Genomic DNA, 26758 nt, shown 5'->3' on the forward strand with positions numbered 1-26758 from the left:
TCACAGTGCCTCCGCGGGGTACACGGAGCCGCCCCGCCGGAGGGTTCAGCCGATTTCGAGGAGCCTGGCGCGGACGCCCTCGGCGGAGGGGTGGCCGATGTGCTCCAGGATGTCCAGGGCCTGCCGCAGCGTCCGGCCCGCGCTGTCCTTGCGGCCCAGGGCCAGGTGGGTGTCGGCGATGTGGACGAGGGTGTCGGCCTCCAGGTAGGAGTCCCGGATCCGGCGGTACAGCTCCAGCGCGTGCCGGAAGCTGTCGAGGGCCCGCTCGTGGTGGCCCAGCCGGTGCCGGGTGACGCCCAGGCTGTCCCACGCGGCGGCCTCGCCGTTGGGGTCGCCGGTCTGCTGGTGGATCGCGAGTGAACGGCTGCACTCGTCGATCGCCTTGTCGTACTCACCCATCAGCAGGTACGTCCAGCCCACCTCGTTGTGCACACTGGCCTCGCCGTTGAGGTGCCCGGCCGAGCGGTACAGCTGCAGGGCCAGCCGGTAGTGGTCGAGAGCGTCGGCGTGCCGGCCGTGCCGATTGGCCACGAACGCCCCGTAGCGGTGGACGCGGGCCTGTCCGTGGGTGTCGCCGAGTTCCTCGAACAAGTGCAGTGCCCGCTCCAGGTGTTCGTCCGCGCCCTCCCACTGTTCGAGCCGGCTGAGGGCGAAGCCGAGAGCCCGGTGGCCGTGCGCCTGGCCCAGCAGGTCGCCGCCGCGCTGCGCCGCGGTGATGGCGGTGGTCTGCACGGTCCGCTGCTGCTGCCAGCGTCCGTTGCGGTCCAGGTAGAGCTCGAGGACCGCGGCCAGTTGCCAGCTGAAGGTTCCGTCGCCGCGGCGGCCGTCCTGTTCCACGGCGGCCAGCAGCACCGGCCGTTCGCGGTCGAACCAGTCGGCCGCGGCCCGCTGGTCGGGGAACCGTTCGGGCAGGGTGTGGACCGCATGGCGGCGCAGGGTGATGCGTTCGCGGTGCGGTGCGAGGACGGTCTCCGCGGCGTGGGCGCTGTGCAGGTAGTGATCGAGCACGCGGGTGGTCGCCGCGGCCGCGTCGTCGTCGGTGTCGAGTTCCTCGACGAGTTCCGCGGCGTAGGCGCGCAGCAGGCTGTGGGAGGAGAACCGTCCGGGCTCGTTCTCGAACAGCAGGTGGGCTCTGACCAGTTCGGTCAGATGGGTTCGCGTCTGCCGCGGGCGGGAGGCGGTCAGGCTGGCGGCGGCGGCCACCGAGCAGTCGGGGCCGGGATGCAGGGCCAGCAGGCGGAAGAGCCGGGCGGCCTCCGGTGTGAGGGCCTGGTACGACCAGGAGAAGACGCAGCGTGCGTCGGCGAGCGGCGGCTCCCCGGTGAAGGCGTCGAGGCTGCCGTGGCTCGTCCGCAGCTCCTCGGCGATGGCGGCCAGCGGGTAGCCCGGGTTGAGTGCCGCTCGGGCGCTCACGATGGCCAGCGCCAGCGGAAGCCGCTCACAGAGACTGATGATCTCCGCGACCGCGTGCTCCTCGCGCTCGACCCGCTGCGCGCCGAGCCGGCGGGCGAGCAGTGCGCGGGCCTCGCTCTCGTCGAGCGGACTCAGGGTGACCGAATCGGCGCCCTCGACGGCCATGAGTCCCTGGAGCTGGTGACGGCTGGTGACGACGGCCAGGCAGCCGTGCGGGGCGGGCAGCAGCGGGCGCACCTGCTCGGAGTCGCGGGCGTTGTCCAGCACGACGAGGACGCGCCGCCCGGCCAGGAGTCCGCGGTACGTCGCGGCCTGCGCGTGCAGTTCCGCGGGGATGTCACCCACGGGCACGCCGAAGGCGTCCAGCAGGGCGCGTAGCGCCTCGGCCGCGCTCATCGTCGCCCCGCTCAGGTGGAAGCCGCGCAGATCGACGTAGACCTGCCCGTCGGGGAAACGGGGAGCGAGACGGTTGGCCCAGTGCACGGCGAGGGTGGTCTTGCCGACGCCGGCCATGCCGCTGAGCACGACCGTGTGCGCGGGCTCGCCGGGACCGGGCACCAGGCTGTCGAGACGCTCCAGCTCGGCGCCCCGGCCGGTGAAGGCGCCCAGGTCCCGGGGAAGTTGCGCGGGACGCACCCGATCCGCGGCGGCGGCCGGGGCGGGTTGCGAGGTGTTCGTCGCGAGCGCGGCCGGCTGTGGCCGATGCGACTGCTCCAGGGCACCGCGCTGTGCCTCGCGCAGTTCGGGACCGGGTTCCAGGCCGATCTCCTCGGCGATGCGCGCCCGGACGACCTGGTACGTCTCCAGCGCCTCGGCCTGGCGGCCCGCGGCGGCGAGGACCTCGATGAGCCGGGCCTGGAGCGCCTCGTCGAAGGGATGGTGGGACGCGGCCTGGCGCAGGGTGACCAGGACGCGTTCGGTCAGCGCGGCGCCTGCCGTGGGCACGTACGCGGCGGCGTCCTTGACGGCCACGACGTGCTCGTCGTCGATGGCCGTGAAGACCGGCAGGGCGCGCACCTCGGGGGGAATGCCGGATGCGGCAGGGCCGCGCCACAGGTCGAGTGCCTCGACGAGCAGTTCCACGGCCTTGACCTGGTCGCCCTGCTGCGCACAGCGGTGCGCGTCCTCGCGCAGGGTGCGGAACCGCAGCAGGTCCAGTTCGTCCCCGGAGACGTTCAGGCCGTAGCCGCCCGAGGCGCGGACCAGACGGCTGGAGGCGGTTCCGGAGCGCAGACCGGGTTCGAGGAGCCTGCGCAGCGCGGCGACATGGCGGTGGACCACGTTGACCGCGGTGGCCGGGGGGCCCTCGTGCCACAGGGAGTCCACGATCCCGTGCAGGGGCACCGGTTGACCGGCATGGGCCAGCAGCAGAGCCAGCAGGGCTCGCTGCTTGGGAGGGCCCAGTTCGAGGTCGCTGGCTCCCTGCCAGACCCGGACGGGTCCGAGGATCTGAAAACGCATGTCCGGTCGATTCTATTTGCCGAAGGGCGCCGCGTGCGTGTCCGCGCCCTGAGGTGTGCGGAGTGTGTGGCGGAGGTCGTGTGGACGTCGGGCCCGGCCTGCGGCATGAGGGTGGTGCCGCGAGTACGGGGCCCGCTTCAATTCCCGGACCTGTCGGCGGTGGATTGCGTGATCTCCGGGACGAAAGGATGCGCCATCCGACGACTCCTGCGGTCTCCGCGCCGGGGTCATGTGCCCCGGACGCTGCGATGTCGACCCGATCGTGTATCCAGCCGGACACGGTTGAGACGGACGGCGACTTCCGAGTGGACCGGCCTGGGTGCCGGGGCGCTCGCCAGCGAGACGGAGATGGGTGCGCCCGGTCCCCAGGCACCGTTCGCCGGTGTCCGTGTTCGGCATGCCGATGCGGTGACGTCGGCTGGGGCGGCGTGTCGCGCTTGGCGGGCACCTGCTCCCTTCCGACGGAGCGAAGTGCGGGGCGGATGGTGCTGGTCCGCGACGTCGCGCTGCGTGTCTCGGCCTGCCGTGGTGGTGGCCCGGCCGTGGTCCGGCCCGTCGACGCCGACACGGCCCTGCGATCCGGCGGCTCCCAGGTGCGGGTCCGCCCGTACGAGGGGGGGAGGCGCTGCACGTGCCCCGCCGGGGATGGCGCGCACGCGCCGACGTCCACCGCCCCTGCCTGCTCGCGCACTTCCGGCTGTGCGAACGAGCCACGGGGCCGCACGTCCGCCCTGGCGCCCACTTCGCCCACGAGATCACCCTGCACCGGGCCTGACCGCCCGGTGACCGTCGAAACACCCCATGAGGAGAGAGATGCCGAAGAGCCTGCCCCAGACGGAGAAGACCCTGCTGATCCGTACGGACTTCTCGGATCAGGCGGCGTGGGAGGCACTCCGTACGGCCGCCACCACCCCGGACGAGGAGGACTTCGTCGCCAATGTCCACGTCGTGGACGACCCCGCCTACAGCGATCTGACCACCGAGCAGATCGTCGCGCTGGCGCCTCCCGGCGACTCCCTCGTCATTGTGGCCGACAAGAGCGCCCTCACCGCTCCCGGCATGCCCCTGCTCGCCGTGATGCTGTTCGACGAGGAGGACGAGGACGCGCCGGAGCAGGGTCATGACGAACTGCGAGTCGCGGTCGAGGGGCTTTCGGCGATCGAGAACAACATCTCCATCGGCAACATGGACTGGGAAGAGTTCGTCGGGGCCGCGGACGCCGAAGGCGTCTTCCGCGGCTTCTGATCCTCGGCGACGACCGGCCTGCGCGACGCCAGCGTCATCGGCGAGGGCTGCCTACGGCAGCAACGCCCAGTGCTCACCGAGCGACGTGTGCCCATGATCGGCCCAGGGACACGGGGCGTACGTCATATGGCCGTACGCTCTGTGTGAGGCCCAGCCGACCGCGGTCGTGGCCGGTGGCGGCACCCTCCTCGTCGTCTACGTGCGCCGGGCGCGGCGACGACGCGCCTGAACCCGCGCCGTGCCGGCGGGCGCCGGGCGTCCCGGGACCCGCCGGCATGGGATGGTCGGCGAACTCGGCCGCGCCGTCAGGAGGTTTTCTCTCGAGCCGCGGCGCGTTCCTCGATCGCCAGCGCGTGTTCCAGCGCGCTGATCAGGAGATCCTTCACCGAGCGACGTTGACGCGCGTCACACATGACGACGGGCACGTCCGGGTTCAGATCCAGGGCGGCGCGCACCGTCTCCACCGGGTATGCGCGCGATCCCGAGAAGGAGTTGACGGCGACGACGAAGGGAAGTCGCCGGCGCTCGAAGTAGTCGATGGAGGGGAAGGACACCGGCAGGCGCCGTGTGTCGACGAGGACCACGGCGCACAGGGCACCCGCGGCCAGCTCGTCCCACATGAACCAGAAGCGGTCCTGACCTGGGGTGCCGAACAGGAACAGGTCGAGCCTGTCGCGGAGGGTGATGCGGCCGAAGTCCATGGCGACCGTGGTCGTGGCCTTCAGCTCCACACCCGAGGTGTCGTCGATACCGATGCTCGCGCGGGTGAGGGTCTCCTCGGTGTGGAAGGGGGTGATCTCGCTGATCGTCGACACCAGGGTGGTCTTCCCGGTCCCGAACCCTCCCGCGACGAGGATCTTGACTGCTTGGGGCAGGTCGTCCGCGGCAAGCGGGGGCGTCTTGCCTCTTGGCACGATGCTGCTCATGACCGTTCCATTTCTCAGCCGATGGATGTCGAGTAGCGGCGCCGTCCGGCGCCGGTGAACCGGTTCACAGGGCCCGCAAGCCGGTGAGGACCTCTCTGATGAGCTGCGGGCTGGGCCGCTCGCTGGGTTCGCGCACCCTGATGGCCCCCATGTCGAGCAGATCGCCGAGCAGGACCCGGACCACACCGATCGGCAGGTTCGTACCGGCCGAGAGCTCACTCACCGACACCGGTTTGCGGCACAGGATGAGCAGACGGGTGTGCTCGGGCTCGATGTGGATCCACCCCTGCAAGGTGTCCACCAGGGCGACCACGAAGGCCACCAGGTCGAACACGTCGTGGCGGGCCCTGGTACGCCCTCGTACCAGGGCGTACGGACGGACCAGCGGTCCGTCGTCCACCCAGTCGCTGTCGCTCATGCCATCAGCCGATGCCGTGCTTCTGGCCGCGGGCGTTCACGGACAGGTGCTGGCCGACCCGCTTGACCAGACGCGCCATCTCGTAGGCGACCGCGCCCATGTCGGAGCCTTCCGGTGTGAGCACCGTCAGGCAGGCGTTGTCGCCCGCGGAGCAGACGAAGAGGTACCCAGCCTCCATCTCCACCATGGTCTGGCGGACGGCGCCGCCTCCGAAGTGGCGGCCCGCCCCCTTGGCAAGGCTGTGGAAGCCGGAGGCGACCGCGGAGAGTTGCTGGGCGTGCTCCAGGCTCAGTCCGTCGGAGCCGGCCAGCATCAGGCCGTCCGTCGTCAGTACGACGGCGTGGGCGATGTCGGGTACGCGCTGGACCATGTCATTGAGGAGCCAGCCCAGGTTGGAGGCCGCCTCGGCAACGATCGGCTGGGTCATCTGAACCTTCCATCTCCTTGGTAGTGATCGCCGGTGGGCAGGTCGGGCACGGGGAACTCGCCGGTGTCGGAGTCCATCCGCCCGCGTGCGGTGCCGTGCTGCAGTGCGGCCATCAGCGAGCGCACCTGCGGAGGCCGCCCGGTCTGTGCGTCGGAGCTCTCCCCGGTCCGGTCGGCTGCCCAGGCAGTGCTCGCGGGGGCCGGAGGGCTGCTGTCGGGCCGGCCCTCTGCCAAGGCTCCGAACCAGGACGCGACCCGCTGATGCGCAGGCACGCCGGCCGGGGCGGCCTGGCCGACGCCGGGGGGATCGGTCCAGTCCATGGGAGCCTTTCCGGGGGGCGCGTACGCGTCGTTCATGAGTTGGGGGGCGAGGTTGGCCTGCCGGACCCGGCGCGGCAGGCCGTCGATCATGTCGGGCGCCGCGGTCGACGAGGCCGTGTCCTGGGCGTGCCAGCTCATGTCGCCGGGCTCGGCGTTCATCGGGTGCGACATCGCCCAGGCGTCGGGTGACGCAACCGGCGTGCCCTGGTCCCAGGAGCCGGCAACGGCAGGGCCGGTGTGGTCGACGAAGGCGCCGGGCTCCGGGGCGGCGTCCAGAGGTGCCGCGGCTCGGCGCGGGTCGGGCTGCCCCAAGGCGTGGGTGGGCGTGTACGCCTCGCTCGTGCCCGCGGCCGGCGCCTCGATGCCTGCCGGGCCCTCTTCGATCAGCGAGTACGGGATCAGGACGACGACGGACACACCTCCGAACGGAGAGGGGCGCAGCGTGACATTGATGCCATGGCGGCGGGCCAGGCGGCCCACCGTGACCAGCCCCAGGTGGGTGCTGTCGAGAAGGCTGATGTCCTGCGGCGAGTTGATCTGCGCGTTGGCGGCCTCGAGGGCGTCCTCACGCATGCCCAGGCCTCGGTCGTCGACCTCGACGATCACGCCGCTGGCGCCGGTGCCCATGGTGACCCGCACCTCGCTGTCGGCGGGCGAGAAGTTCTGGGCGTTCTCGATGAGTTCGGCGAGCAGATGGATGATGTCGGCCGCGGCCTGGCCCTTGATCCCGATGGGAGGGATCGGCAGGACGACGACCCGGGCGTAGTCCTCCGTCTCGGCGACCGCGCCACGGACGACGTCGACGGCGGGGACCGCGTGCCGCCAGATACGACCGGACGCGGCACCGGAGACGATGATCAGGCCTTCGGAGTAGCGGCGCAGCCGGGTGGCCAGCTGGTCGAGCCGGTAGAGGCCGTCGAGGACCTCGGGATCGTGCTCGCGCTTCTCCATGGCGTCCAGCACACCGAGCTGGCGGTGGACCAGACCCTGGCTGCGCCGGGCGAGGTTGAGGAAGACGTCCTTGATGCCCTGGTAGAGACGGATGTCCTCGTGGGCGAGTTCGACGGCCGTGACTTGCAGTGCGTAGAAGGCGTCGCCGAGTCGGGCCATTTCGGGGTTGACGAACTCGGGGCGCGTCATGTCCGCGGCCACGTCCACGTTCTCGCCGCGGCGCAGTCGGCCGACGACGTCGCGCAGGTGGTCCTCGGTCAGGTTGCGGGCGGACTCACGCAGTCGGCTGAGGTCCATCACCAGTGAGCGGGTGATCTTGACGGACATGGCCGCCGACACGATGAGTGCGACGAATCCGAGCAACCCGGCGGTGAGCAGTTCGACGAAGGCGTGTCGGGCCGGAGGGTCCGTGAGGGTGAAGACGACGTCGATGTCGCTCAGGGCCAACTCGTTGCTCGCCGACCAGGCCTTGTCGTAGGAGGCACGCCACTGCTGGATGGAGAACGGCAGTTGCCGTGCGTCGGGGCCAGCCGCTATGACGCGTTGTTCCATGGCCATGACCTGCTGGAGTGGGCCGCCGTCGGTGGCGAGCTTCTCGAACGGGGCGCGCTGGGCCGGGGGCAGGCCAGGCATGGCGAGGGCGTTGAGGTAACGCTCGGTTCCGACGTTCTGGACGAAGGCGGCGTACGCGTCCGGGTCCAGTCGGTGCCGGGGGCTGGCGGCCGCCGCTGAGATGAGCGCGTCCTCCTGGGCCAGGGAGTCGCCCGAGAGGACCAGCGTGAACAGTGCCAGTCCGAGGTCCTGGGCGTCGTCGGCCGGCAGGATCGTCATGCTGCGGAAGGCGTCGGAGATCGCCGCGTTCATGAGGGTGTACGAGGCGAGCACCTTGCTGCTGGGGACCATCCCGGTGTCGACCCCTTGGCGCAGTGCGGCGATGGAACCGAGTGCCTGCTCCGCTGTGTCGACGCTCTTTCGCACTCGCGCGGTCTCGTCGTCGCGCACGCTCTCGTCGTGCGCCTGCGCCGTGAACTCACTGATCGCCTTGTCGGTGGCGACGCGGCTTTCGCGAAGGTCGTTCGCGGCGGTTGTTGCCGGCCCCTTCCCCACGGACGCCTTGCCCGAGGAGGTCTTCCCCGCGGCGAGCCTGATCAGCGATTCCCGCCGTTCGGTCTGGAGGGATATGACCACGTGGCCCAGGGGGTGCGCCAGGTGGGTGCCGATCGTATTGACGTGCGCCAGCGTCAGGGCGTTGCCCAGCGAGAGATACGCGGCGTAGGCCCACAAAGAGGCCAGTGACACCAGGGGAAGCAGCAGGAGTGCTGTCAGCTTCCTGCGAATTGTTGTTCCACGCGTTTTCATGAGGGGTCGCAAACTCCATGGAAAAGGCGGTGCCCACCTTCGGGGCGGTGGCGACACGGCCAGCGTCCGTCAGGAATTTGGATTTCGTTCGTCCCTGGACGAAGCGGACTTGCCTTCGCCGAGGAGAGCGGATACGTGGCCCATGCGGCGCGTGGTCGGGAGAGCGGCGCGGAGCGTCGTTCCAGCTCAGCAGGGAAGACGTATGCGCTGCTTCTCGGTCGAGACCCACGTTCCGCATCACCGGATACTTGCGCGCAGAAATCTCGCCTCAAGACCCGCCGGAAGCGTACCTGAATGAGCCAGGAAGTGAATATCCCGGCGGTCGTGGTGGGCGGTCCTTTGTTCAGCATTGTTGTTCGCGAGAGGTTCCCGCCCTGTGGCATCCGGTGCCGAAGCCCCGGCAATAGAGCCGTTTTGCCATCGAATGACGGATTTAGCGTACCCGAAAACGCGGGCTTGTCATGTACGCAACTCTTCAATTCTTGAACACCTGTTGCGCTTTCGGGAAGAAGTCCTTCCCTTTAGTTCGCGCATTTCCGTGCGGCTGAACGGTCGACGGGCGGGATCAGGACGGCTTGTGTGCGGGGCGGGCGGGGGCGGCGCTCCGCGCCGACTGCCGTATGCGCCTTGCGCGCACCCGCCGGCCGGGTGGGGCGCGGCCGCCCGGGGTGTGCGATTCAAGGCCGGGGGTGTGGCTCGAAAAGGTGGTTGCGGGGTGCCGAACGAGCCGTCAGGTCGCCTCTGCGGGCGACAAGTTGTCTGCGGCGACCACCGAAAAAACCCCTCATAACCATGCCAATCGTGCCGCGCGCCTCAGTCTGGGTGTGGCTGAAAACATTCGCTCATCGACGTAATTTCGCTGTTGCCGGACCGTAAACCGGCACGTGGAAGCGGTTGTGCCGCGAACGGCGGAGGTCGCGAAGGTCACCGAATTTCGGACAATGATCTCCGCAGTGGTGACAGTGGGCAGGCGCGCTGAAACGATCCAGGCCGACGGCCGATATCAGTCGCACGCCGTCTCGCGGAGCCCGCGAAGGTCTCCGACACCCTCCGTCCCACCGGCCGTTCCCGGCCGGGCACAAGGAGCTGCACGAGTGAACCGCCACCCGTCTGCCACGGGCGACACGTCACCCCCGAACCCCTCTCCCACCCGCGGCGCGCACCCCGCACGGGGCCGCCGCCTCGCGGCTGCCGCCGTCACGGTGGCCGCACTGCTGACCCCGCTCCTCCCCGCCACCGGCGCCGCGGCCGCGCCTGCCGACGGCGACACGGCTCCGGGCAGGATCGTCGCCGAGGCCAGGTCCGGCGCGCGCCCCGACGCCCTCTCCGCCGCACAGCGCAAGCAGTTGCTCAAGGCGGCCACCGAACAGCGCGCCACGACCGCCCAGGCCCTGCACCTGGGCGCGAAGGAGCAGTTGATACCCAAGGACGTCATCAAGGACGCCGACGGCACGGTGCACACCCGCTACGAGCGCACCTACGCGGGCCTTCCCGTCATCGGCGGCGACCTGGTGGTCCACGAACGGGCCGACAGCCGCACCGTCACCAAGGCCTCGCAGGCTCCGGTCGCCGTCCCCACGACGAAGGCCGCCCTCAGCGCCGCCCAGGCGAAGAAGTCCGCCCTGTCCACGGCCGAGAAGGAACGCACCGAGGACGCGTTTGCGGCCCAGGAGCCCCGGCTCGTCGTCTTCATGGACGGCACCGAGCCCACCCTCGCCTGGCAGTCCTACGTCACCGGCACCCAGGCCGACGGCACCCCGAGCCGGCTGATGATCGTCACCGACGCCACCACCGGCAGGCAGCTCCAGAGCACCGAGCAGATCAACTCCGGTACCGGCAACAGCCGTTACAGCGGCCAGGTCGAGATCGGCACCGTCGACGACAACGGTGTCTACGAGCTGACCGACCCCGACCGAGGCAGCCACAAGACCTACGACCTGACCGGCGGAGGCAACGGCACCCTCGTCACCGACGACGACGACATCTGGGGCGACGGAACCACCGCCGACCGCCAGACCGCCGCCGTCGACGCCGCCTACGGCCAGCGCGAGACCTGGGACTTCTACCTGGACCGCTTCGGCCGCCACGGCATCGCCGACAACGGTGTCGGAGCCTCCTCCCGCGTCCACTACGGCAACGGCTACGCCAACGCCTACTGGGACGACCTCTGCTTCTGCATGACCTACGGCGACGGCCTGGGCAACACCAAGCCGCTCACCGAACTCGACATCGCCGCCCACGAGATGACCCACGGCGTCACCTACGCCACCGCCGGCCTCATCTACACCGGCGAGTCCGGCGGACTCAACGAGGCGACCAGCGACATCATGGGCACCGCCGTCGAGTTCTTCGCGAACAACGCCGCCGACGTCCCCGACTACACCATCGGCGAACTCGCCGACGTCCGTGGCACTGGCAAGCCCCTGCGCTACATGGACCAGCCCTCCAAGGACGCCGACCCCGTCAAGGGCACGTCCGCGGACTACTGGAGCCCGGACCTCAAGAAGCAGGACGTCCACCACAGCTCCGGCCCGGCGAACCACTTCTTCTACCTCCTGTCCGAGGGCAGCGGGAGCAAGACCGTCAACGGCGTCGCCTACGACAGCCCCACCTACGACGGCCTGCCGGTCGCCGGCATCGGCCTGAACAACGCCGCCGACATCTGGTACCGGGCCCTGACCACCTACATGACCAGCACCACCGACTACGCCGGCGCCCGCACCGCCACCCTCCAGGCGGCCGCCGACCTGTTCGGACAGGGCAGCGCCACCTACGAAGCCGTCGGCAACGCCTGGGCGGCCGTCAACGTCGGCTCCCGCTTCGTCCACCACATCGCCGTCACCGCGCCCTCCACCCGGCCCGTCGCCGTCGGCCAGCCCACCACACGCCAGATCGAGGCCGTCGGCTCCGCCCCCGGGCGGCTCTCCTACGCCGCGCACGGCCTGCCCAAGGGCCTGTCCATCGACGCACACACCGGCCTGATCAGCGGCACACCCGAGAAGGCGGGCACCTACAAGGCGGCCGTCACCGTCCGCAACACCGCCCAGCGCAAGGCCAGGCTCACGGTGCGCTTCGACTGGCCCGTCCTCGCCTCCGGCGGGCACTACTTCGTCAACCCCGCCCGCTTCGACATCCCCAACTGGAAGACGATCGAGTCCCCGCTGATCGTGACCGGCCGCAAGGGCACCGCGCCCAAGGACCTCAAGGTGACCATCGACCTCGTCCACCAGTGGGTCGGCGGCCAGGTGGTCACGCTGGTCAGCCAGAACGGCACGGAGATCCCGGTGAAGCCCTGGTACTGGGACACCGGCGAAGGCCAGATCCACGCCACGTACACCGTCGACGCCTCCGCGGTGCCCGCCAACGGCACCTGGAAGCTGCGGGTCACCGACAACACCCCCGGCATCTTCACCGTCGCGCCCGGCTACCTCGACAGCTGGAGCCTGACCTTCTGATCCGAGCGGGCACGGCCGATGACTTCCCGTCACCGGCCGTGCCCGACGGCAGCCGCCCGGCTGAGCCGAGGCATCCTCGGGGCCATCTGTCCATCCCCGCACAGACGTTGTGCACGAAGGGGAACGAAGACCACCTCGGAGTCCGCAGGACGCCCCCGCACGCGGGAGGCGTCCTGCGTTCTCTGCTGCAATGGGGGCGCCAGGCAGCGGCCGCAGGAAAATGTCCTGGCCGGATGTGACGGCCGCGCCTGGCGCTCCCTTCGAGGCGGAACCGTCGAAGGAGTCCCCATGCCGTCCGTCACCCAGCGGCTGTCCGCCCACCGTGAGCCCACCACCGTCCGCATGGTCGTGCAGTGCCCCGCCCATGCGTCGACGCTCCGGGAAGGCCCGGCTCTGAGTGACGGCAGCGGTGCGGGCTGGCTGGTGTTCCTGTGCCGCGTGCACGCGGAGGACTTGCCGGAGTGGGCCGGAGTGGCAACACACACCGACCGGGCCTCGACGCCCTGCGGATCGGTCATGGACTTCCGGCCCGTCGAGCAGGTGCTGCGATCGCACGCGAATCTGTGGCTGACGTCCCTGACCGGAGTGTGCGCGGACGCGGGGGACGGAGTCTGGACCGATGTCCTGGCGGAGGCCGAGCGTGTGCTCCGCGCGCGCCTGACCCGGGCGGGCGCCGAGGACAGCCCGCTGCAGAGCATCGCGATGATGATCGGACTGGCCCGCCGCTCCGCGGAACTGGGCGACCTCGGCCAGGTGGCCTCGAGCCTCGGCTACTGCGAGATGCTCACCCTGGGCCTCGAGCCGTGGCGCGAGGACGGCCGCACTCCTCGTGCACGGGCCGACTCGGATGCGGTCGGCCCGCGGATCCTCGGCTTCTTCACGCATGACTGAACGTGTCGTGCAATCGCAGTCCCGGTCGCGAACGTGGTCGGGCGGGCAGGAACCGAGCCGCCCGACCACGTTCGCGTCGCTGGGTGTCGGCCGTCCTGCGAACCTGGGCGGGCGACGCTCACCTCGTCACCGGGCGCGGGCGCGGGATCGAGGTGCGGCAGCCGCGGATCGGCCGCCCGGACCGGCCCGCTCACCGGATCGCACCGGACGTGGGGAGGCCGGTGACGGGGTGCCCGGCGCGTGGGCGGCGCTCAACGACCGGGGACGGGGATGGCGGACCTCTTGCGTCGGTGGTGTCGGTGGCTGCGGTGCCCGCTCTCGCGGGCGGTGCGGCTCCGTCGCACGGTAGAGGCGCACGCACGCCGCGGGCTGTCGGTCCGCCGGAGTGGGGCGCGGGTGCTGCGCCGGCGTCGAGGGTTCAGCGTGCGGTCAGCAGTTGCCTGACCACGTATCCGGCCGAGTCGACGCCTGAGGTGCCGCCTTCGACGAGGGCCGCGACAGCGATGTGCGAGTTGTACGCGGTGAGCCATCCGTTGGTGTGGTCGCCCTCTTCGGCCGTGCCGGTCTTGGCGCCGACGCCGGGCAGGTCGCGCAGGCGGGGTGCGGCGGTGCCGCTGGTCGCCACGCTGCGCATCATCGTCTCCAGGTATCCGGCGGTGCGTGCGGACATCCGCTTGGGCGCGCTGGTCTGGGGCTGGCCGGGGAGGATGATCGGCTGCTCGAAGCCGGTGTTGCGCACGGTGGCGGCGACGGACGCCATGAACAGGGGAGTGGCGGTGACCTTTCCCTGGCCGATGAACTGGGCCGCCTGATCGCTGCCTTGCACGTCGGCGGGGATACTCGGGTCGGTGGTGGCGACGCCGCCGCCGATGGTCCAGCTCCCCATGCCGAAGACGTCGGTGGCTTCCTCGTTGAGCGCGGAGGCGTCGCCGTCGTGCACGAGGTAGTGGAAGCCGTCCTTGATGAAGGAGGTGTTGCAGGAGACGGTGAACGCCTGCGCGATGGTGGCGTTCGGAGCGGCCTTGACGCCTTCGTCGTTGTGGAAGGTCTGGCTGTTGGCGACCAGCGAATCGGCGCAGGGCGCGGGGCTGTCGGCGGTGAGCCCGGCCTGGTCGAACAGCGCGGCCGACGTGATGATCTTCATGGTGGAGCCGGGGGATTTGATGCCGTTGATGGCGATGTCGCCGTGGTCACCGGTGTGGGCGAGGGCGAGGATGTGCCCGGTCCTCCAGTCGAGGGCCACGGTGCCGGCGGGCTTGTGCTGCAGGTGGGCGTCCATGACCGCGTGCTCGGCGGCCTCCTGCAGATGTGCGTCGATGGTGGTCTTGATGGCCGGGGTCCTGCCCTTGCGGAACACCTCCGCCGCCTCGACACCGATACCGTCCCCGTCGACCACGGCGACCCCGATACCCGGGGTGCCGCCCTTGGCGGGGGCGTGCTTGCGGATGCTGGCGACGATGTCCCGCAGCGAGGGGTAGGCGGACAGGTCGGTCCTGCCGTCGCTCGCGACGACAGTCGCGTCACTGGCCCCGGGGGGAAGCTGCCCCGCCGTGAGGGACTGGTCGTTCTGAAGGCCCGGGTAGAGCACGGAGTTGTTCCAGCGGACGGCGGTCGCCCCGTTGCTGCTCTGGCGTACCGCGACCGCGCTCGCGTAGCTCCATGTACCGCCGTCGACCTCGGCCGTGACGTCGAAGGCGACCTTGGTGGCGCCCTTGGTGACGGCCGACGGCCCGCTCGAACGGATGTGGCTGAAGGAGAGCTTCTTCAGATGCAGTCCGTCGGCGTAGTCCTTCAAGGCCTGGACGGCCGACGTGGGTTCGTCGGTGTCGGCGGCGGCGGAGTCGAGATGCTGCAGGGACCAGTTGCCGAGGAAGGTCTCCGCCAGTTCTTCGGCCTTGTCGCCGGAAGGGGGTGTCCTCGACACCGCCGCCGGGTCGAATGCAGGCTCCGTACCGTCGTCGCCGACCGTGGTCAGTTCGTGCAGCAGGTTGTAGGCGCCGACCCCGCCGGCGACGAGCAGTGCAGTGACGGCGCCGGTCACGACGGTCTTGGCAGCTCTGTTCATGAGGTCGATCGTAATTATGTTCCGTCTGCGAACAAAGAGCCTTTCGGGCAGATATGCCGGTATGTCAGGCCACCGATCGCGGCCGTAGGCATGACCGTCCTCGGTCCGCATGCTCCGCGCTTGCGCGCCCGTCATACCACCTTGTGCCGTGCCGTACAGCCGATCGGAATGCCGTTCCGGTTCGGGCGGTCGCTATCGGCTGTCTCCTGCCCCCATGCCGCGAAGGGCACCTCTTCGCGCTGCTGTCCCCTCTTCGTACAGTGGCGGACGCCGGGGCCGAGGCACCCCTCGCATCCGCGGGCGCGAAGGGTGCCCGATCCCGATGGCGGACATCGGGGAGTCGGTTCAGAACGACCAGAGGTAGGGAGCGTTGCGGCTTCCGCCGGTGGCCAGGCCGGCGCCCTGGGCGATGTTGACGTCGGCGCCGGCGATGTAGCCGCCGTTGTTGACGTAGGCATCGACGTGGACCACGTAATAGGTGGAGCTGGTGCGCTGCCAGTAGGCGGTCCTGCACTCGTTGGCCGGGACGCCCATGAAGCCGCCGTTGCCCCAGTAGACGTTGGTCTGGTAGTCGCCCCAGGAGCAGACTTGCAGCTGCCAGGCGGGGACCGAGGACGCGGATGCCGAGCCAGCGACGCCCATGGTGAGCGCGCCCGCGAGAGCTCCGACGACCGCAGCCGCACGTACACGGGTCTTGAATATGGACTTCATCGTGTTCTGGATCCTTACCGATGTGCGATGCCGAGGGTTGGCCGGCATGCGTCGGGCACCGGAGGTGTCCGAGTCCACGACGCGGGGCCAGTCTTCTGCCAAGTACCGGTCGCAGCCTGCCGAGGCGGGAGGCGTGAGTAAGTCGGGCAGGTCTTCTGCCCGAGTCGGTGATCCGGCGGTGCGCGGACGGTGGCGGGCGGCCCGCGTCGGCGTGCCGCGCGGGGGCCCTCCGCCTCCCCGCGCGGCGCCGGACGACGGGGGAGTGAGCGTCCTGTGGGAGTCGGCCGCTGCCATGGACCCGAGGCCGCAGGCCACTTTCCCGCTCTGTCGTGGGAGGGTGTGTACGGACAGGCACACCGTCCTGCCGCATCCCCGAGCCCCGGCGTGCCGGGGCTGTCCGCGGGTAGCCCAGAACAAGGCACGTGAGCTGTCCACCCCCCCGAGCGAAAAGGACGACCCTCCTTGACGGCTGACCACAGCGGTGAGTCCGCGGCTTTCCTACCGGGGCGAAGCTGGACAGTGCGGCTCGTCGCGCACCGCGACCGCTCCGTGGCCGTCACCTGCAGCACAGCCGGGTGCAGGATGCCGCCCGTCACGCGTGACCTTGCCGCCGCACGGGCATTCGCCGCGGCACACGCCGCGGCCCACGCGAAGGCCGCCGGACCTCGTTCCGGCGCGGCCTGTCACTGCCGCGCACAGGACTGCGCCGCCCACGCCGACACCAGGAACCGGTGCGCCGGAGGCACCGTTCTGATCATGCGGCACGATCCGGCCTTCGGACGAATGTGGAGCGTCGAGGAAGTCTGTGCCGCCTGCGCGGCACTCATCGCCCACGTCACCGTGCTGGCTCGTGCCCAGCGCGCCCCTGCACCTACCAACGCGCCCGCACCCCACGAGGCGCACACGCCGGGGCGCCTTCCCATCCCCGGCGGTTTCTCCTCCGCGGGTGCGGCACCGGAGCCCGGTCACCGGGCGTCGCGCCCGGGGCGCATCGATCGGGCGCGTCGCCGCGGGAGTTCCGGCCGGAACGGACGCTGAGGGAGCGGCCCGTGCTGCGTCCGCGAGGCGCAGCCGAGAGCGTCGGCGCATGGCCCGGCGAACCGGCAGCGGCACCCGCATCCTTCATGAGCCTCGCCACGACCTCGGTTCAAGCGTGCCTGTGGAGGCAGACCCGTTGCACCTGTGGCCCCGCCGCCGGCACAGACGGTTGACCGGCCGTCGACGGACGGCAACGATCTCGTTGCTCGAGCGATGCAGCCGGTGAACTGGGGATCCGTGTCCTTGAGGCCGAGGTGCAGCGGCGCAGGTGGCCGCACTTGCCCGTACCGGTTCCCGGAGTGAGCAGGTGACACTGCATCAGCGAACGATCAGAAGCTGAGCACTTGCTGGGCCTGACAGAAGTGCCGCTGCCACCAGGCATCCGGATGCCCGCGGCTGGTCAGGGCGCAAGCGTCGATGGCCGTGGTGCCGTTGTGGCCACCGCGGCCCCAGCCCGGCCGGAGCAGATGCGCCGGGGAACCGTGACCGCAGTGATGCTGCTGGTCGCGGTGACCGCGGTGTGGGGATTCATCTACCTCGTCGTCCAGGACGCGACCCGGCGCATGCCCGTCATGGACTTCATGGCCGCGAGGTTCACGGTCGGGGCGCTCGTCCTGGCCGTGCTGCGTCCCCGGGCCGTCGTCTCCCTCGATCCGGCCGGCTGGGTCCGGGGCGTCGCGCTCGGCCTGACCCTGGGCACCTCGTACACCTTGCAGGTGTACGGCCTGCGCCATACCTCGGCGACCGTGTCGGCCTTCGTGACCGGCATGTTCGTGGTCTTCACACCTCTGCTGTCGGCCCTCGTCCTGCGCCGGAGGATCACCCCTACGGCCTTGGGCCGGGACCGTACTCGCAGCGGCCGGGCTGGCGTCGCTGACCCTGCGAGGGCTCAGCGTCGGACCGGGTGAACTGCTCACCCTGGCCTGCGCCGTCTGTATCACCCTGCAGATCCTCGGCACCGATGCCTGGGCGTCCGGGCGCGACCCCTACGGTCTGGCCTTCGCGCAGATGGTGTCCGTGGCGGTGAGCGCGACGTGCGCCGCGCTGCCGGGGGCCTGGACCTGATCCCACCCGACAGAACCTCCTGGTACGGGGTGCTGTGGACGGCCGTGCTCGCCACCGCCGCCGCGCTGGTCGTCCAGACCTGGGCACAGACCAGGCTCAGCCCTGAACGGGCGGCCGTCATCATGACGCTGGAGCCTGTGTTCGCGGCCGCCTTCAGGCTGTTCGCCGGTCAGACCATGTCCGTGCGGCAGACCGCCGGATGCGCACTGGTGCTGCTGGCGATGTTCGTGGTGGATCTCCCCGGCCGCGGCGCGCGCTCCGACGTCGAAACAGCGGCCACCTCAAGACCTGATCCCGGTCCCGGTCCCGATCCCGGTCCCGATCTCGGTCCCGATCTCGGTCTTGATCCCGAACGCGCCTCGTTCGTCGCCTCTTCCTGACCTACCGCGATTCCCCCACCGGCTGCCTCGGCTCGGGGCGCCGGGCGATCCGACATGGCCGACTCCCGGTCGCCCGGACCGCAACAGCCCCGTCCTCCGTGCGGCAATGTGCCGACCGGGCTGCGATGCGAGGACTGCCCACGGCAAGAGAATCGGACCTGAGATTGTCTCTGCGCGGCAGACGAGCCGCCGGGACGTCCCTCAGGGGGCCAGGGGCTGCCGGCACCGCCGCGGCGCCGCACCGGTGCCGGCAGCCCGGCGAACTGCACTCGGGGCAGACCTGAGAGCGGCTCGATCCACCACCGGCCATCTGATGAATCACCCCATCATGTCCAGGCCGCTCAGACCGTACTCTGTGCCGCTTGACGGAGCGGATTTCGGCGGCGGGAAAGTCCTTTTCACTTGGCTGTGGCCATCGGGCTGAACCCGAATTCTGGCAGGGTGATATCGCTGCATGCTCCGATAGGTCCCGCCCATGCTGTTGAAAATGGCAGGTGAGTGTCCTTCTTCGAAGACGTGGCCGCGCCGTCGGGTGGGCAACCGCCACCCTGCACCTTGCGGTTGCCGCTCGACCTGCTGGACGCGGCGTCCGGCGCCGGCGGGGGAAGTGGCGTTCCGTCTCAATCGTCAGAAAAGCGAAGAAAGATCCCGAGGCAGTTTGTCCGAGCCGTTGATCCCTTGCACAGTCTCGGGCGGCCGGTCATCCCGGTATGCGCCATGAATGCGCGGGTGTGCGGTACGCTCCCGGGAATCGGTGAAGTCCATCTCGCTTTCTTTCTCCGAGTCTCCGATATTTCCGTCGACTCTTGATGAGAAGGTGCAAGCTGGTAACATCCGATCATGGCTCAGAAGATTGTGACCGTGTACACGGACGACTTGACCGGCGTGGAATCGCATGAGGTTCAGACCCACACGTTCTCGCTCGATGGGGTCAATTACGAGATCGACCTTGTCTCGGAGAACTACGACAAGCTCTTCGAGGCACTGGAACCGTTCATCGTCGGCGGTCGCAAAGTAGGCCGGACCAAGCGCGCGGGTCGTTCGCAGCCTCAGGCGCCGCAGGAGCCGAGCGCCGAGGAGTTGCGGACCTGGGCGCGAGAGAACGACCTCCAGGTCAACGAGCGAGGCCGCGTTCCCGCCAGCATCCGGGAGGCCTACGCCAAGGCTCACTGAGGAAGTCGGGCGGATGGGGGTGCGCGTACACTTTCGACGGTCTTGGTGGGACCGAACCCTCGGCGGCTTCCGGTCCTCGCGTACCCGGATGATGGCCTTCCCCCGCGGATGACGCGTCTGCACGGTCTCGTACGCGGCCCGTGTCTTCTGCGGCGGAACGACTCGGTCGGCCTCGTTTCGGCCGGGGAACCCCGCCATGGCGCGGTGAAGATGCTGACCGTCCACCGGCCTGCGCCCTTTGCTGCCGGATGCCGGCCCGAGCGGCATCCGCAGTGGCGAGGGAGCGGCCCTTGAACCCTCGGGCGTGCCTCGACGGCGCAGCGTGGACCGGGTGTCGGCGAACGCGTGAGCGCACGTCGCGGCACAGTCCACGTCACTGCGACACAGTCCGTGCATACGCGTCACAGCTGCTGATGCGAGACCTTCGCGGGAGCCTGCCGCGCGGTCATCTGACGTCCAGGAGCTCGAAAGCTCGCCCGATGAAAGGCGCGACTCTCTCGGGATCGAGGCGACCCACCGTATAGCTGGTGTATTCGGTCTCGCCGAATCTGGGCGGCCGGGTGACCGATGCGCCCGAATCGTCACCGAAGGGGCCTACGGGACTGTCTGCCCAGGCGATGTTCGTGTGCACTGGATGCGGTCCACCGAGTATCTCCGGGGGCTGCGAGTCGTAACCGGACCGGACGTAGGGGCGCATGTTCAAGTAATCGGCTTCGCCGTACACCAGTGCGTCGTTGCCGTGGCGGCTCGTGAACAGCGCACCTGCCAGGATCATCAAGACTCTGGCGGCCCCCATGCGCGGTGCCGGTCCGGTGCATCTGGCGTCGATCATCGTATAGGTGGCCTCGAATCCCCACGGCCACTCGGCGATCACGAAGAAGCAGAGAGGGGTGCCGTCGGCGTCGTTGAGCGAGAAGAGGCAGTGGCCGAGGGGTGAGTAGCCCTGTCCGCGAAGCATGCGCGTCGCCGTCTCTTCGTCGTAGTGGAAGAGGTTGGTGATCAGGCGGGTGAAGACCTCGGCGTCGACCGCGTTCCTTCCCCACTCGTTCCTCGGGTCGTTGCAGACGATGCGGAGACCTGCGTCGGCGGCCTTGTCCAGCAGCGCATCGGTTTCTTCGTGGAACCGTTCGTTCAGCGACTTGCCGTATGCGTAGACCTTGCGGATCCGTTCCAGCGTCTGGTGCTGATGTGCGGGGGACGGAATGCGGTCGGATGCGCAGCGGGCCACCCGCAGGAAGGAGCCCGTGCCGAACTCGGTGGACGTCGGGAGGGAGGTCACTTCCACGGGACCGTCAAAGCCGAGCGCGTCGCCGATCTCAGCCGCCGACATCGGATCCTTGACCAGCCCACGGACAATCCACTTGGTCCCGGTGGTTCCCGCTGCGGCGGCGTCAAGGAGATGGCACTTGTCGAGGAAATCGTCGCAGCTCACCGCCTCGTTGAAGACGAGACGGCTTCTCCCTATCTCATCTTGCGGAATGAGAGTGAAAGAATTCATGTCAAATAGCGACATCGGCGGTTTCCTTGACGGGGATCCAGGTCAACGGGGGGCCATGTGATGCGTGTGGGTGTGGGTGCAGGAGCGGTCGGACGGAATGGTTCTGCCGCGATCGTGGCGGCGACGAGCGAGCGGTCGATGCCGGAGTCACCGCAGATGCGGCCGCGCGTTCGGCCGGCGGACGGGGCGGCCCGGCTTTCTTTCTACTTAACTGTTAAATATGCGGAATCTGGCCGGCGTTCCACTCGACGCGGTGCGAGGTTGCCCCCTCTTCGTCATGGGCTGCACCTTCGGGCACAGGCGACCGGCATCGCCCTGCCCGCACTGGTCGGCGGTACGGCTGCGGCCCTCGGATCGGCGGTGCTGTTCGGCGCCATGTCCTTCGGCGTCAGCACGCTCGCCCTGGCCGCCGGAGCCCATCTGCGGTTCCCCCGCTCGGTCGCCCTGCTGACCGCCGGATACTCGGTCGGCCAGATCCTCGGCCCGCTGGCCGTCGCGCCGTTCCTCCACCATGGCTACCACCGGGCGCTGTTGCCGGCCGCTCTCGTAGTCCTCGCGGCGGCGGTCTCCGCGGCCGTACTGCGGATCGGCTTCCCGCACCACCTGGTCGTAGCAGGACGCACAGCACCGGTGCGGCAGCGGGAATCGTCCGAGGACGACCTGCCCGCCGCGGCCGGTCCTGACAGCACTCGTGGCGCACTCGGCCAACTGACGTGACGCCGCTGGCGACCGCAGCACGGGATCCGGCGATTGGTGCTTGAGCAGCAAGGTGGGGGAGTGGGAGTAGGAGATCATGCCGCGTCGTATCCCACTCGGTTCGGACGCTCCTACAGGTGGACGTGGCGGTGACGTCGGCCCGGCGGGCGCGGCTGTTCGTGGGCCGGGTGCTCGGGGCCGTGTGGGGCAGGTCCGTGTGCCCCCGCTGTTGATCAGATGCCGTACTGGTCCATGTACTTGATCAGGATGCTGGAGGCCTGCCCCTTCATCCGGAGTTCAGCCCGGCTCCGGGTGATCTCCGCGATTTCCTCCGGTGTGTGTCCGAGCCAGCGCATCGTATTGATCGCGATGCTGATGATGTCCGCGACTTCACGGGCGGCGGCCTCTCGATCGCCGGCTGCAAGGTGTCCCTCCAGTTCGTCGAACTGGATGTCCGCGGCGCGGCGGAAATGGGACAGCGGCTTACGGGTGATCTCGTCGTGTGCTTCGTCCCAGGCATCCCACATGCCCCGGAACGGTCCGATTTCGTCCGTCATGACGCCTCCTTCCGTGTCGTTGGCGAGGTGGTCGACGCCCGCGATGTTCATCGTGTCGACGCGGTGGGTTGAGATGCTGCCGAGGGGGCACGGTCTGTTGTCCGGTCGGCCAGGAGTCCTGCGCCGAGGAAGAGGAGTCCGGCGAAGACCAGTGCGGTCATGCGTCGTGGTGAGAGGCGTGGCACTTCCACCTCGTTGATCTTCAGTCCTCCTCCCACGATGGCGATGGCGACACAGAGAGCACCCACGATTTGCAAAGTCATACAGACCTCCCCGTCAAGAACACCCCCTCCCGCGCCCCCGCCGATGGAGCGTCCGGTCCCGGGCCGACCACCGCGCCGGGACTCCGCCATGTCCGAGCACCGAAATCGCGTCGGTCACCCGGCAGTTGTCCCTCAGCGACGCCTCATCGCCCCAACTGAAACGGCGAGGCTAGGCTCTGGAACGGCCTGACGCCGACCTGCCGGGAGCCGTACTGCGATGACCGTGTCCCTGAACGCCGCCGAAGCCGCCGCGCTGGCCGCCGTGGACGAGGCCGCCCTCGGCCGGACGCTGCTGGAACTGCTCGCTGTGCCGAGTGTGACAGGAAGTGCCGCTGAGTCCGAGCTGCAGCACATGCTGGCCCGTCACTTCCAGCGGCTCGATCTCGAAACCGACTTGTGGTCCATGGACCTGCAAGAACTGCGTGCGGACCCTGATTACCCGGGCGCCGAGGTGCCGCGGGACGAGGCCTGGGGGCTGGTGGGCAGCACCCGCGACGGCGGTGACGGACCGGTACTCGCCCTGCAGGGCCATGTCGACGTCGTTCCTCCGGGCGACCGGGCACGGTGGGTGGGCGACCCGTTCGTGCCCCGGGTCACCGGTGACATCGTCCACGGTCGTGGCGCTTGTGACATGAAGGCCGGTCTGGCGGCCGTGCTCGCGGCCATGACAGCCATCCGCTCCAGCGGGGTGCGTCTGCGCGGCCGTCTCGCGGCGCACTTCGTGGTCAGTGAAGAGGACGGCGGACTCGGCGCGTTCGGCACGCTCCGCCGCGGTCACACCGCGGACGCATGCGTCATCGCCGAACCGACCGGCGGCGCGCTGATGACGGCGAACGCAGGCGCCCTGACCTTCCGCATCGAAGTCCCGGGCCAGGCGACCCACGGCAGTACCCGCTACGCAGGCGTCAGCGCCCTCGACGCCTACCTGCCGCTCCACCACGCTCTGGCCCGCCTGGAAACCACCCGCAACACCGACCCCCACCCGCTGATGGCCGCCTACCCCGTTCCCTACCCGCTGTCCGTAGGAACGATCCACGCCGGCGACTGGGCCAGCAGCGTCCCCGACCTCCTCGTGGCCGAGGGACGACTGGGAGTCCGGCTCGACGAGGACACGGCCCGCGCCCGCAAGGAACTGGAGGACTGCATCGCCCGCGCCTGCGCCGACGACCCCTGGCTGCGCGCCCACCCGGCCACGGTGACCTGGCCCGGCGGCCAGTTCGCCAGCGGACGCATGCCGGACGGCCACCCCCTGGCAGCCCAGGTCGGTCGCGCCCACGCCGACATCACCGGCGGCAGGCCGCCCAGGGAACAGGGTGCGCCCTACGGCAGCGACCTGCGCCTGTACGCCGGACACGGCATCCCCACGCTCCAGTACGGGCCCGGTGAAGTCCGCTGGGCGCACGGGCCCCAGGAGCAGGTGTGTCTCGCCGATGTCCTGACCGTCACTCGCGCACTGATCCTGGCCTCGCTGCGTATCGTGGGCACGAGGTAGTCCCGCACGCGGGGGAGGGGGCGCCGCGCCGACACGGCTGCCGGTCCGGTCCAGTGGCTCCGGCTCACCCCGGCAGCTCCGCGTCCGGTGTGCCCCCGGGTGCCGCGCCGCCCCACCAGCTCTGCCCGGAGGACAACCAGCAGGCAACGCCGGAGAATTCGGTGAGGTAGCGTTCACGGCGCTGTGCAGAGCGTCGCAGAGTCGGGGAGTGCGGTTTGCGCGAGTTCACCACTCTTCCGTCGGCGTCGGCACCGCCGGTCGGCGGCCTGGCCGACGTCGTCTTCCGGTCCGCGGAGGAAGACCCGGGGCAGATCGCGCTCGGCCGCAAGGACGAGCAGGGACAGTGGCAGGACGTGACCTCCGCGGAGTTCCGCGACGAGGTACTCGCCCTCGCCAAGGGGCTGCTGGCCCTGAGTGTTCACCCCGGCGACCGGGTCGCCGTCATGTCCCGCAGCGGCTATGAGTGGACACTCCTGAACTTCGCGTTGTGGTCGATCGGTGCCCAGGGCGTGCCGATCCACCCGACCTCCTCGGCCGAGGAGTGCTTCTGGATGCTGTACGACGCCGAAGTGTCGACGGCGATCGTGGAGCACGGGAACCACGCGATGACCATCGCCACCAACCTCACCCGGCTGCCACGACTGCGCCAACTGTGGCGGCTCGACACCGGCTGCGTCCGGGACCTGTACCAGGCGGGCGCCCATCTCGACGACGAGGTGGTGCACCGGCACCGGGAGGCGGTCACCCCCGAGTCGACCGCCACCGTCATCTACACCTCGGGCACCACGGACTGCCCCGAGGCCTGCGTCCTCTCGCACGGCAACCTCATGTTCGAGACGGACACAGGCATCGCCCGCTGGAAGCCGGCGTTTCCCCCCAAGAAGGGCGACAAGGCGGCGACGCGACTGTTCGGCTGGATGATGGAGATCGCCGCCATCCGCAGCCGAGTCCGTTCCGGCCACCGGCCGTGAGAAGCCTCTTCCCTGTCGACGAACCGTGACGGGCGGCGGGTCCGTGCGCAGTACGGAGGGCTGTCTCTCCTTCCGTTCCCGAGTCCTGGAGGGACGTGCTACTCGGGTGGCGTGGGAGTGTCATGAGTGCGGTGCATGGCCTGGACGTCCAGTTCGAGCTGCACCGTGGGCCCGACCACCGCGATGCCGCGGGCCAGCATCGACCGCCAGTTCAGGGTGTAGTCCTCGCGGTGCAGTTCGCCCTTTGCCAGGGCGGCGCAGCGCAGCTCTTGGCCGTAGCCGCCGTTGACGGTTCCGAGGTAGGTGGTCTCCAGGGACATCGAGCGGCTCACGCCGTGCATCGTCAGCGAGCCCTGGAGGACCCATTTGCTTCCGCCGCGGTAGGAGAAACGCGTGCTGGTGAAGTCGATGAACGGGAATTCCTCGACGTACAGGAAGTCCGCGGACCGCAGGTGGTTGTCCCGTGTGTTGTTGCCGGTGTTGATGCTTGATGCGTCGATGCGGACCTGCACGCTGGACTGTGTCATGTCGGGTGCGATCCGGATTGCGCCCTCGAAGCGCTCGAACCGGCCGTGGACGTGGCCCATGCCGACATGCTTGGCGATGAAGCGGATGGCCGTGTGGGGCGGATCGAAGAGCCAGGTGCCCGGTGTCGGCAGTTGAAGGTTCTCGGCCGGGTGCAGCCAGACGCGTTCGTCGGCCACCACCCCTGCCTCGATCTCCAGCGTCTCGCCATGAGGCTGCAGTCCGTCCACCGAGACCCGGAGGCTGTACCGGCCAGGTGGCAGCGTCGCGAGGAAGAAGCCATAGGGGTCGGTCGTGCCCCGGGCCGCTACGCGATGTGTGTCGAGGGCGGTGACGGCGACGTCCGCCGCCGCGATCGGCGAGCCCATCGGGTCGACGACCTCGCGCAGGATACCGCCCGCGCCGGACGGCAGGGGCATGGAGAAACCCGCTCGTGCAGCGCCTGTGTTCTTCGGTCGCCAACGGTGTAGCAGGGCAAGCGCCATGGAGCTGCCTTTCAATGGAGGGGGCCGTCAACTCTCCTACGTCCGACGCCGGTTCGATGGTGGAGGTGAGAGTGTGTCAGGCATTCGGGGCCGGCCTACCGATGATCAGATGGAACGGGCGTCAGCCACGGGTGCCTGCGGCCGAGCGGGGGACGCCAGGAAGGGGGGAGACAGGGACAGGCATCGGCATTCGACGCGCAGGGCGGCGAGGGCCAGTGGCGACTTCGGTGTCGTCCGCGGTCGGGCCAGGCTCTCACGCTTTCCTCTCTGTACTTCCCCAGGCCGCTTGCGCGAGGTGCGGGATGCGGGGCATGTGGGGGACTGTGTCCCGTCAAAGGCGGATTCCGCTGTCCCTTCGGGCACCTCTTCCTGCCCTGGTCGTGTCGCGCAGCAGCAGGCCGACTTCGACCGCACCAAGGGCCTCGACGTGATGTCCAACCTCCTCCAGGCCCACCCCGACGTCCAGGGCGTCATCGCGGCCAACGACGAGATGGCGCTCGGCGCGATCAAGGCCCTCGGCTCCAAGGTCGGCACGTCCGTCCAGGTCATGGGCTTCGACGGCACCCCTGACGGTCTGAACGCCGTGAAGGGCGGCACGCTCTACGCCTCCGTTACCCAGCAGCCCAGCCAGCTCGGCAGGATCGCCGTGGACAACGCGCTCAAGGCCGTCTAGGGCAAGTAGGTCGTCGACATGGTGAAGGTGCCGGTGAAGGTGGTCACGAAGCAGAACGTGGCCGGCTTCCACGGCTGACACCGCAGCTCGAGCCGGGCCGGGCGAGGGGGTACCGCGAGACGGGGCCCCTCGCCCCCGGCAGAACCCATTTGGGGAAGGTGCTTCTCATGTACGACTACGACCTCCTGGTCGTGGGGTCCGCCAACGCCGACCTGGTGATCGGCGTCGAGCGTCGGCCGGACGCCGGCGAGACGGTGCTCGGCTCCGACCTGGCCGTCCATCCCGGCGGCAAGGGCGCCA

18 protein-coding genes and 4 pseudogenes are annotated in these 26758 nt (G+C 69.6%); 12 read left to right on the forward strand and 10 right to left on the reverse strand.

Annotation, left to right across the window (positions count from 1 at the left end):
• Positions 1-45 precede the first annotated feature (45 nt).
• Entirely contained in the window at positions 46-2874 is a 2829-nt protein-coding gene (locus FNH09_RS17295) for an AfsR/SARP family transcriptional regulator (protein WP_152888824.1), read from the reverse strand.
• Positions 2875-3505: 631 nt separating this feature from the next.
• Here FNH09_RS17295 and FNH09_RS46705 point away from each other — a divergent pair.
• Positions 3506-3649: a hypothetical protein gene (locus FNH09_RS46705; RefSeq protein ID WP_156110820.1), complete on the forward strand. Its 144-nt coding sequence runs from the start codon at positions 3506-3508 to the stop codon at positions 3647-3649.
• A 38-nt stretch (positions 3650-3687) separates the two neighbouring features.
• The gene (locus FNH09_RS17300; RefSeq protein ID WP_152888826.1) at positions 3688-4119 is read left to right on the forward strand and encodes a DUF6924 domain-containing protein; all 432 of its coding nucleotides are present in this window, start codon (positions 3688-3690) and stop codon (positions 4117-4119) included.
• Positions 4120-4424: 305 nt separating this feature from the next.
• Here FNH09_RS17300 and FNH09_RS17305 read toward each other — a convergent pair whose 3' ends face one another.
• From FNH09_RS17305 to FNH09_RS17320, 4 genes are all read right to left on the reverse strand, one after another.
• Positions 4425-5045, reverse strand: a complete 621-nt coding sequence (locus FNH09_RS17305; protein ID WP_152888828.1) for a GTP-binding protein — start codon at positions 5043-5045, stop codon at positions 4425-4427.
• A gap of 64 nt (positions 5046-5109) precedes the next feature.
• Complete coding sequence (locus FNH09_RS17310; protein ID WP_152888830.1) at positions 5110-5463, reverse strand: DUF742 domain-containing protein; 354 nt, start codon at positions 5461-5463, stop codon at positions 5110-5112.
• Positions 5464-5467: 4 nt separating this feature from the next.
• Positions 5468-5890: a roadblock/LC7 domain-containing protein gene (locus FNH09_RS17315; protein WP_152888840.1), complete on the reverse strand. Its 423-nt coding sequence runs from the start codon at positions 5888-5890 to the stop codon at positions 5468-5470.
• A complete protein-coding gene (locus FNH09_RS17320) occupies positions 5887-8520 on the reverse strand; it encodes a sensor histidine kinase (RefSeq protein WP_152888842.1) in 2634 nt (877 codons plus the stop codon). The genes FNH09_RS17315 and FNH09_RS17320 overlap by 4 nt, the downstream gene beginning before the upstream one ends.
• Positions 8521-9614: 1094 nt before the next feature.
• Here FNH09_RS17320 and FNH09_RS17325 point away from each other — a divergent pair.
• Together FNH09_RS17325 and FNH09_RS17330 are read left to right on the forward strand one after the other, a co-directional pair.
• The gene (locus FNH09_RS17325; protein ID WP_162468716.1) at positions 9615-11975 is read left to right on the forward strand and encodes a M4 family metallopeptidase; all 2361 of its coding nucleotides are present in this window, start codon (positions 9615-9617) and stop codon (positions 11973-11975) included.
• 288 nt (positions 11976-12263) lie between these two features.
• On the forward strand, positions 12264-12866 hold the full coding sequence (locus FNH09_RS17330) for a hypothetical protein (protein ID WP_202919681.1): 603 nt from the start codon (positions 12264-12266) through the stop codon (positions 12864-12866).
• A 418-nt stretch (positions 12867-13284) separates the two neighbouring features.
• Here FNH09_RS17330 and FNH09_RS17335 read toward each other — a convergent pair whose 3' ends face one another.
• Both FNH09_RS17335 and FNH09_RS17340 read right to left on the reverse strand, forming a co-directional pair.
• Complete coding sequence (locus tag FNH09_RS17335; protein ID WP_152888844.1) at positions 13285-14931, reverse strand: penicillin-binding transpeptidase domain-containing protein; 1647 nt, start codon at positions 14929-14931, stop codon at positions 13285-13287.
• 345 nt (positions 14932-15276) lie between these two features.
• Positions 15277-15642 (reverse strand): hypothetical protein, encoded by a 366-nt coding sequence (locus tag FNH09_RS17340; RefSeq protein WP_152888846.1) that lies wholly within the window; start codon positions 15640-15642, stop codon positions 15277-15279.
• Between the two features lie 1520 nt (positions 15643-17162).
• Here FNH09_RS17340 and FNH09_RS17345 point away from each other — a divergent pair.
• The 3 genes from FNH09_RS17345 (at position 17163) to FNH09_RS17355 (ending at position 19298) form a co-directional block, all read left to right on the forward strand.
• Positions 17163-17588, forward strand: coding sequence for an EamA family transporter (locus FNH09_RS17345; protein ID WP_162468717.1), 426 nt, complete (start codon positions 17163-17165; stop codon positions 17586-17588).
• Between the two features lie 126 nt (positions 17589-17714).
• A complete protein-coding gene (locus tag FNH09_RS17350; protein ID WP_162468718.1) occupies positions 17715-18125 on the forward strand; it encodes an EamA family transporter in 411 nt (136 codons plus the stop codon).
• Between the two features lie 840 nt (positions 18126-18965).
• Positions 18966-19298: a histone-like nucleoid-structuring protein Lsr2 gene (locus FNH09_RS17355; protein WP_152888852.1), complete on the forward strand. Its 333-nt coding sequence runs from the start codon at positions 18966-18968 to the stop codon at positions 19296-19298.
• A 445-nt stretch (positions 19299-19743) separates the two neighbouring features.
• Here FNH09_RS17355 and FNH09_RS17360 read toward each other — a convergent pair whose 3' ends face one another.
• Positions 19744-20811, reverse strand: coding sequence for a hypothetical protein (locus FNH09_RS17360; RefSeq protein WP_152888854.1), 1068 nt, complete (start codon positions 20809-20811; stop codon positions 19744-19746).
• A 273-nt stretch (positions 20812-21084) separates the two neighbouring features.
• Between FNH09_RS17360 and FNH09_RS17365 the strand changes: the two are divergent.
• Positions 21085-21513 (forward strand): annotated as a pseudogene (locus tag FNH09_RS17365) (MFS transporter); the annotation flags it as partial.
• A 212-nt stretch (positions 21514-21725) separates the two neighbouring features.
• On the opposite strand, the gene FNH09_RS17370 reads toward FNH09_RS17365, so the two are convergent.
• Positions 21726-22100: a hypothetical protein gene (locus FNH09_RS17370; protein WP_152888856.1), complete on the reverse strand. Its 375-nt coding sequence runs from the start codon at positions 22098-22100 to the stop codon at positions 21726-21728.
• A gap of 429 nt (positions 22101-22529) precedes the next feature.
• Here FNH09_RS17370 and FNH09_RS17375 point away from each other — a divergent pair, with 429 nt between their 5' ends.
• The gene (locus FNH09_RS17375; protein WP_152888858.1) at positions 22530-23804 is read left to right on the forward strand and encodes an ArgE/DapE family deacylase; all 1275 of its coding nucleotides are present in this window, start codon (positions 22530-22532) and stop codon (positions 23802-23804) included.
• 215 nt (positions 23805-24019) lie between these two features.
• Positions 24020-24772 (forward strand): annotated as a pseudogene (locus tag FNH09_RS17380) (AMP-binding protein); the annotation flags it as partial.
• Between the two features lie 101 nt (positions 24773-24873).
• Here FNH09_RS17380 and FNH09_RS17385 read toward each other — a convergent pair.
• Positions 24874-25785 (reverse strand): YceI family protein, encoded by a 912-nt coding sequence (locus FNH09_RS17385; RefSeq protein WP_152888862.1) that lies wholly within the window; start codon positions 25783-25785, stop codon positions 24874-24876.
• 373 nt (positions 25786-26158) lie between these two features.
• Between FNH09_RS17385 and FNH09_RS17390 the strand changes: the two are divergent.
• Both FNH09_RS17390 and FNH09_RS17395 read left to right on the forward strand, forming a co-directional pair.
• Positions 26159-26536, forward strand: a pseudogene (locus tag FNH09_RS17390) (substrate-binding domain-containing protein); the annotation flags it as partial.
• An 89-nt stretch (positions 26537-26625) separates the two neighbouring features.
• Positions 26626-26758 (forward strand): annotated as a pseudogene (locus tag FNH09_RS17395) (ribokinase); the annotation flags it as partial.

Origin of the sequence: Streptomyces adustus, assembly GCF_009377175.1 — a bacterium.
In the GTDB taxonomy this organism is placed as follows: Bacteria; Actinomycetota; Actinomycetes; order Streptomycetales; family Streptomycetaceae; genus Streptomyces; species Streptomyces adustus.

Coding starts and splice junctions, on each gene's coding strand:
- FNH09_RS17385 (WP_152888862.1), bottom strand. CDS start 25,785: ATGGCGCTTGCCCTGCTACACCGTTGGCGACCGAAGAACACAGGCGCT.
- FNH09_RS17340 (WP_152888846.1), bottom strand. CDS start 15,642: ATGAAGTCCATATTCAAGACCCGTGTACGTGCGGCTGCGGTCGTCGGA.
- FNH09_RS17355 (WP_152888852.1), top strand. CDS start 18,966: ATGGCTCAGAAGATTGTGACCGTGTACACGGACGACTTGACCGGCGTG.
- FNH09_RS17375 (WP_152888858.1), top strand. CDS start 22,530: ATGACCGTGTCCCTGAACGCCGCCGAAGCCGCCGCGCTGGCCGCCGTG.
- FNH09_RS17330 (WP_202919681.1), top strand. CDS start 12,264: ATGCCGTCCGTCACCCAGCGGCTGTCCGCCCACCGTGAGCCCACCACC.
- FNH09_RS17360 (WP_152888854.1), bottom strand. CDS start 20,811: ATGTCGCTATTTGACATGAATTCTTTCACTCTCATTCCGCAAGATGAG.
- FNH09_RS17315 (WP_152888840.1), bottom strand. CDS start 5,890: ATGACCCAGCCGATCGTTGCCGAGGCGGCCTCCAACCTGGGCTGGCTC.
- FNH09_RS17305 (WP_152888828.1), bottom strand. CDS start 5,045: ATGAGCAGCATCGTGCCAAGAGGCAAGACGCCCCCGCTTGCCGCGGAC.
- FNH09_RS17320 (WP_152888842.1), bottom strand. CDS start 8,520: ATGAAAACGCGTGGAACAACAATTCGCAGGAAGCTGACAGCACTCCTG.
- FNH09_RS17300 (WP_152888826.1), top strand. CDS start 3,688: ATGCCGAAGAGCCTGCCCCAGACGGAGAAGACCCTGCTGATCCGTACG.
- FNH09_RS17335 (WP_152888844.1), bottom strand. CDS start 14,931: ATGAACAGAGCTGCCAAGACCGTCGTGACCGGCGCCGTCACTGCACTG.
- FNH09_RS17295 (WP_152888824.1), bottom strand. CDS start 2,874: ATGCGTTTTCAGATCCTCGGACCCGTCCGGGTCTGGCAGGGAGCCAGC.
- FNH09_RS17370 (WP_152888856.1), bottom strand. CDS start 22,100: ATGAACATCGCGGGCGTCGACCACCTCGCCAACGACACGGAAGGAGGC.
- FNH09_RS17310 (WP_152888830.1), bottom strand. CDS start 5,463: ATGAGCGACAGCGACTGGGTGGACGACGGACCGCTGGTCCGTCCGTAC.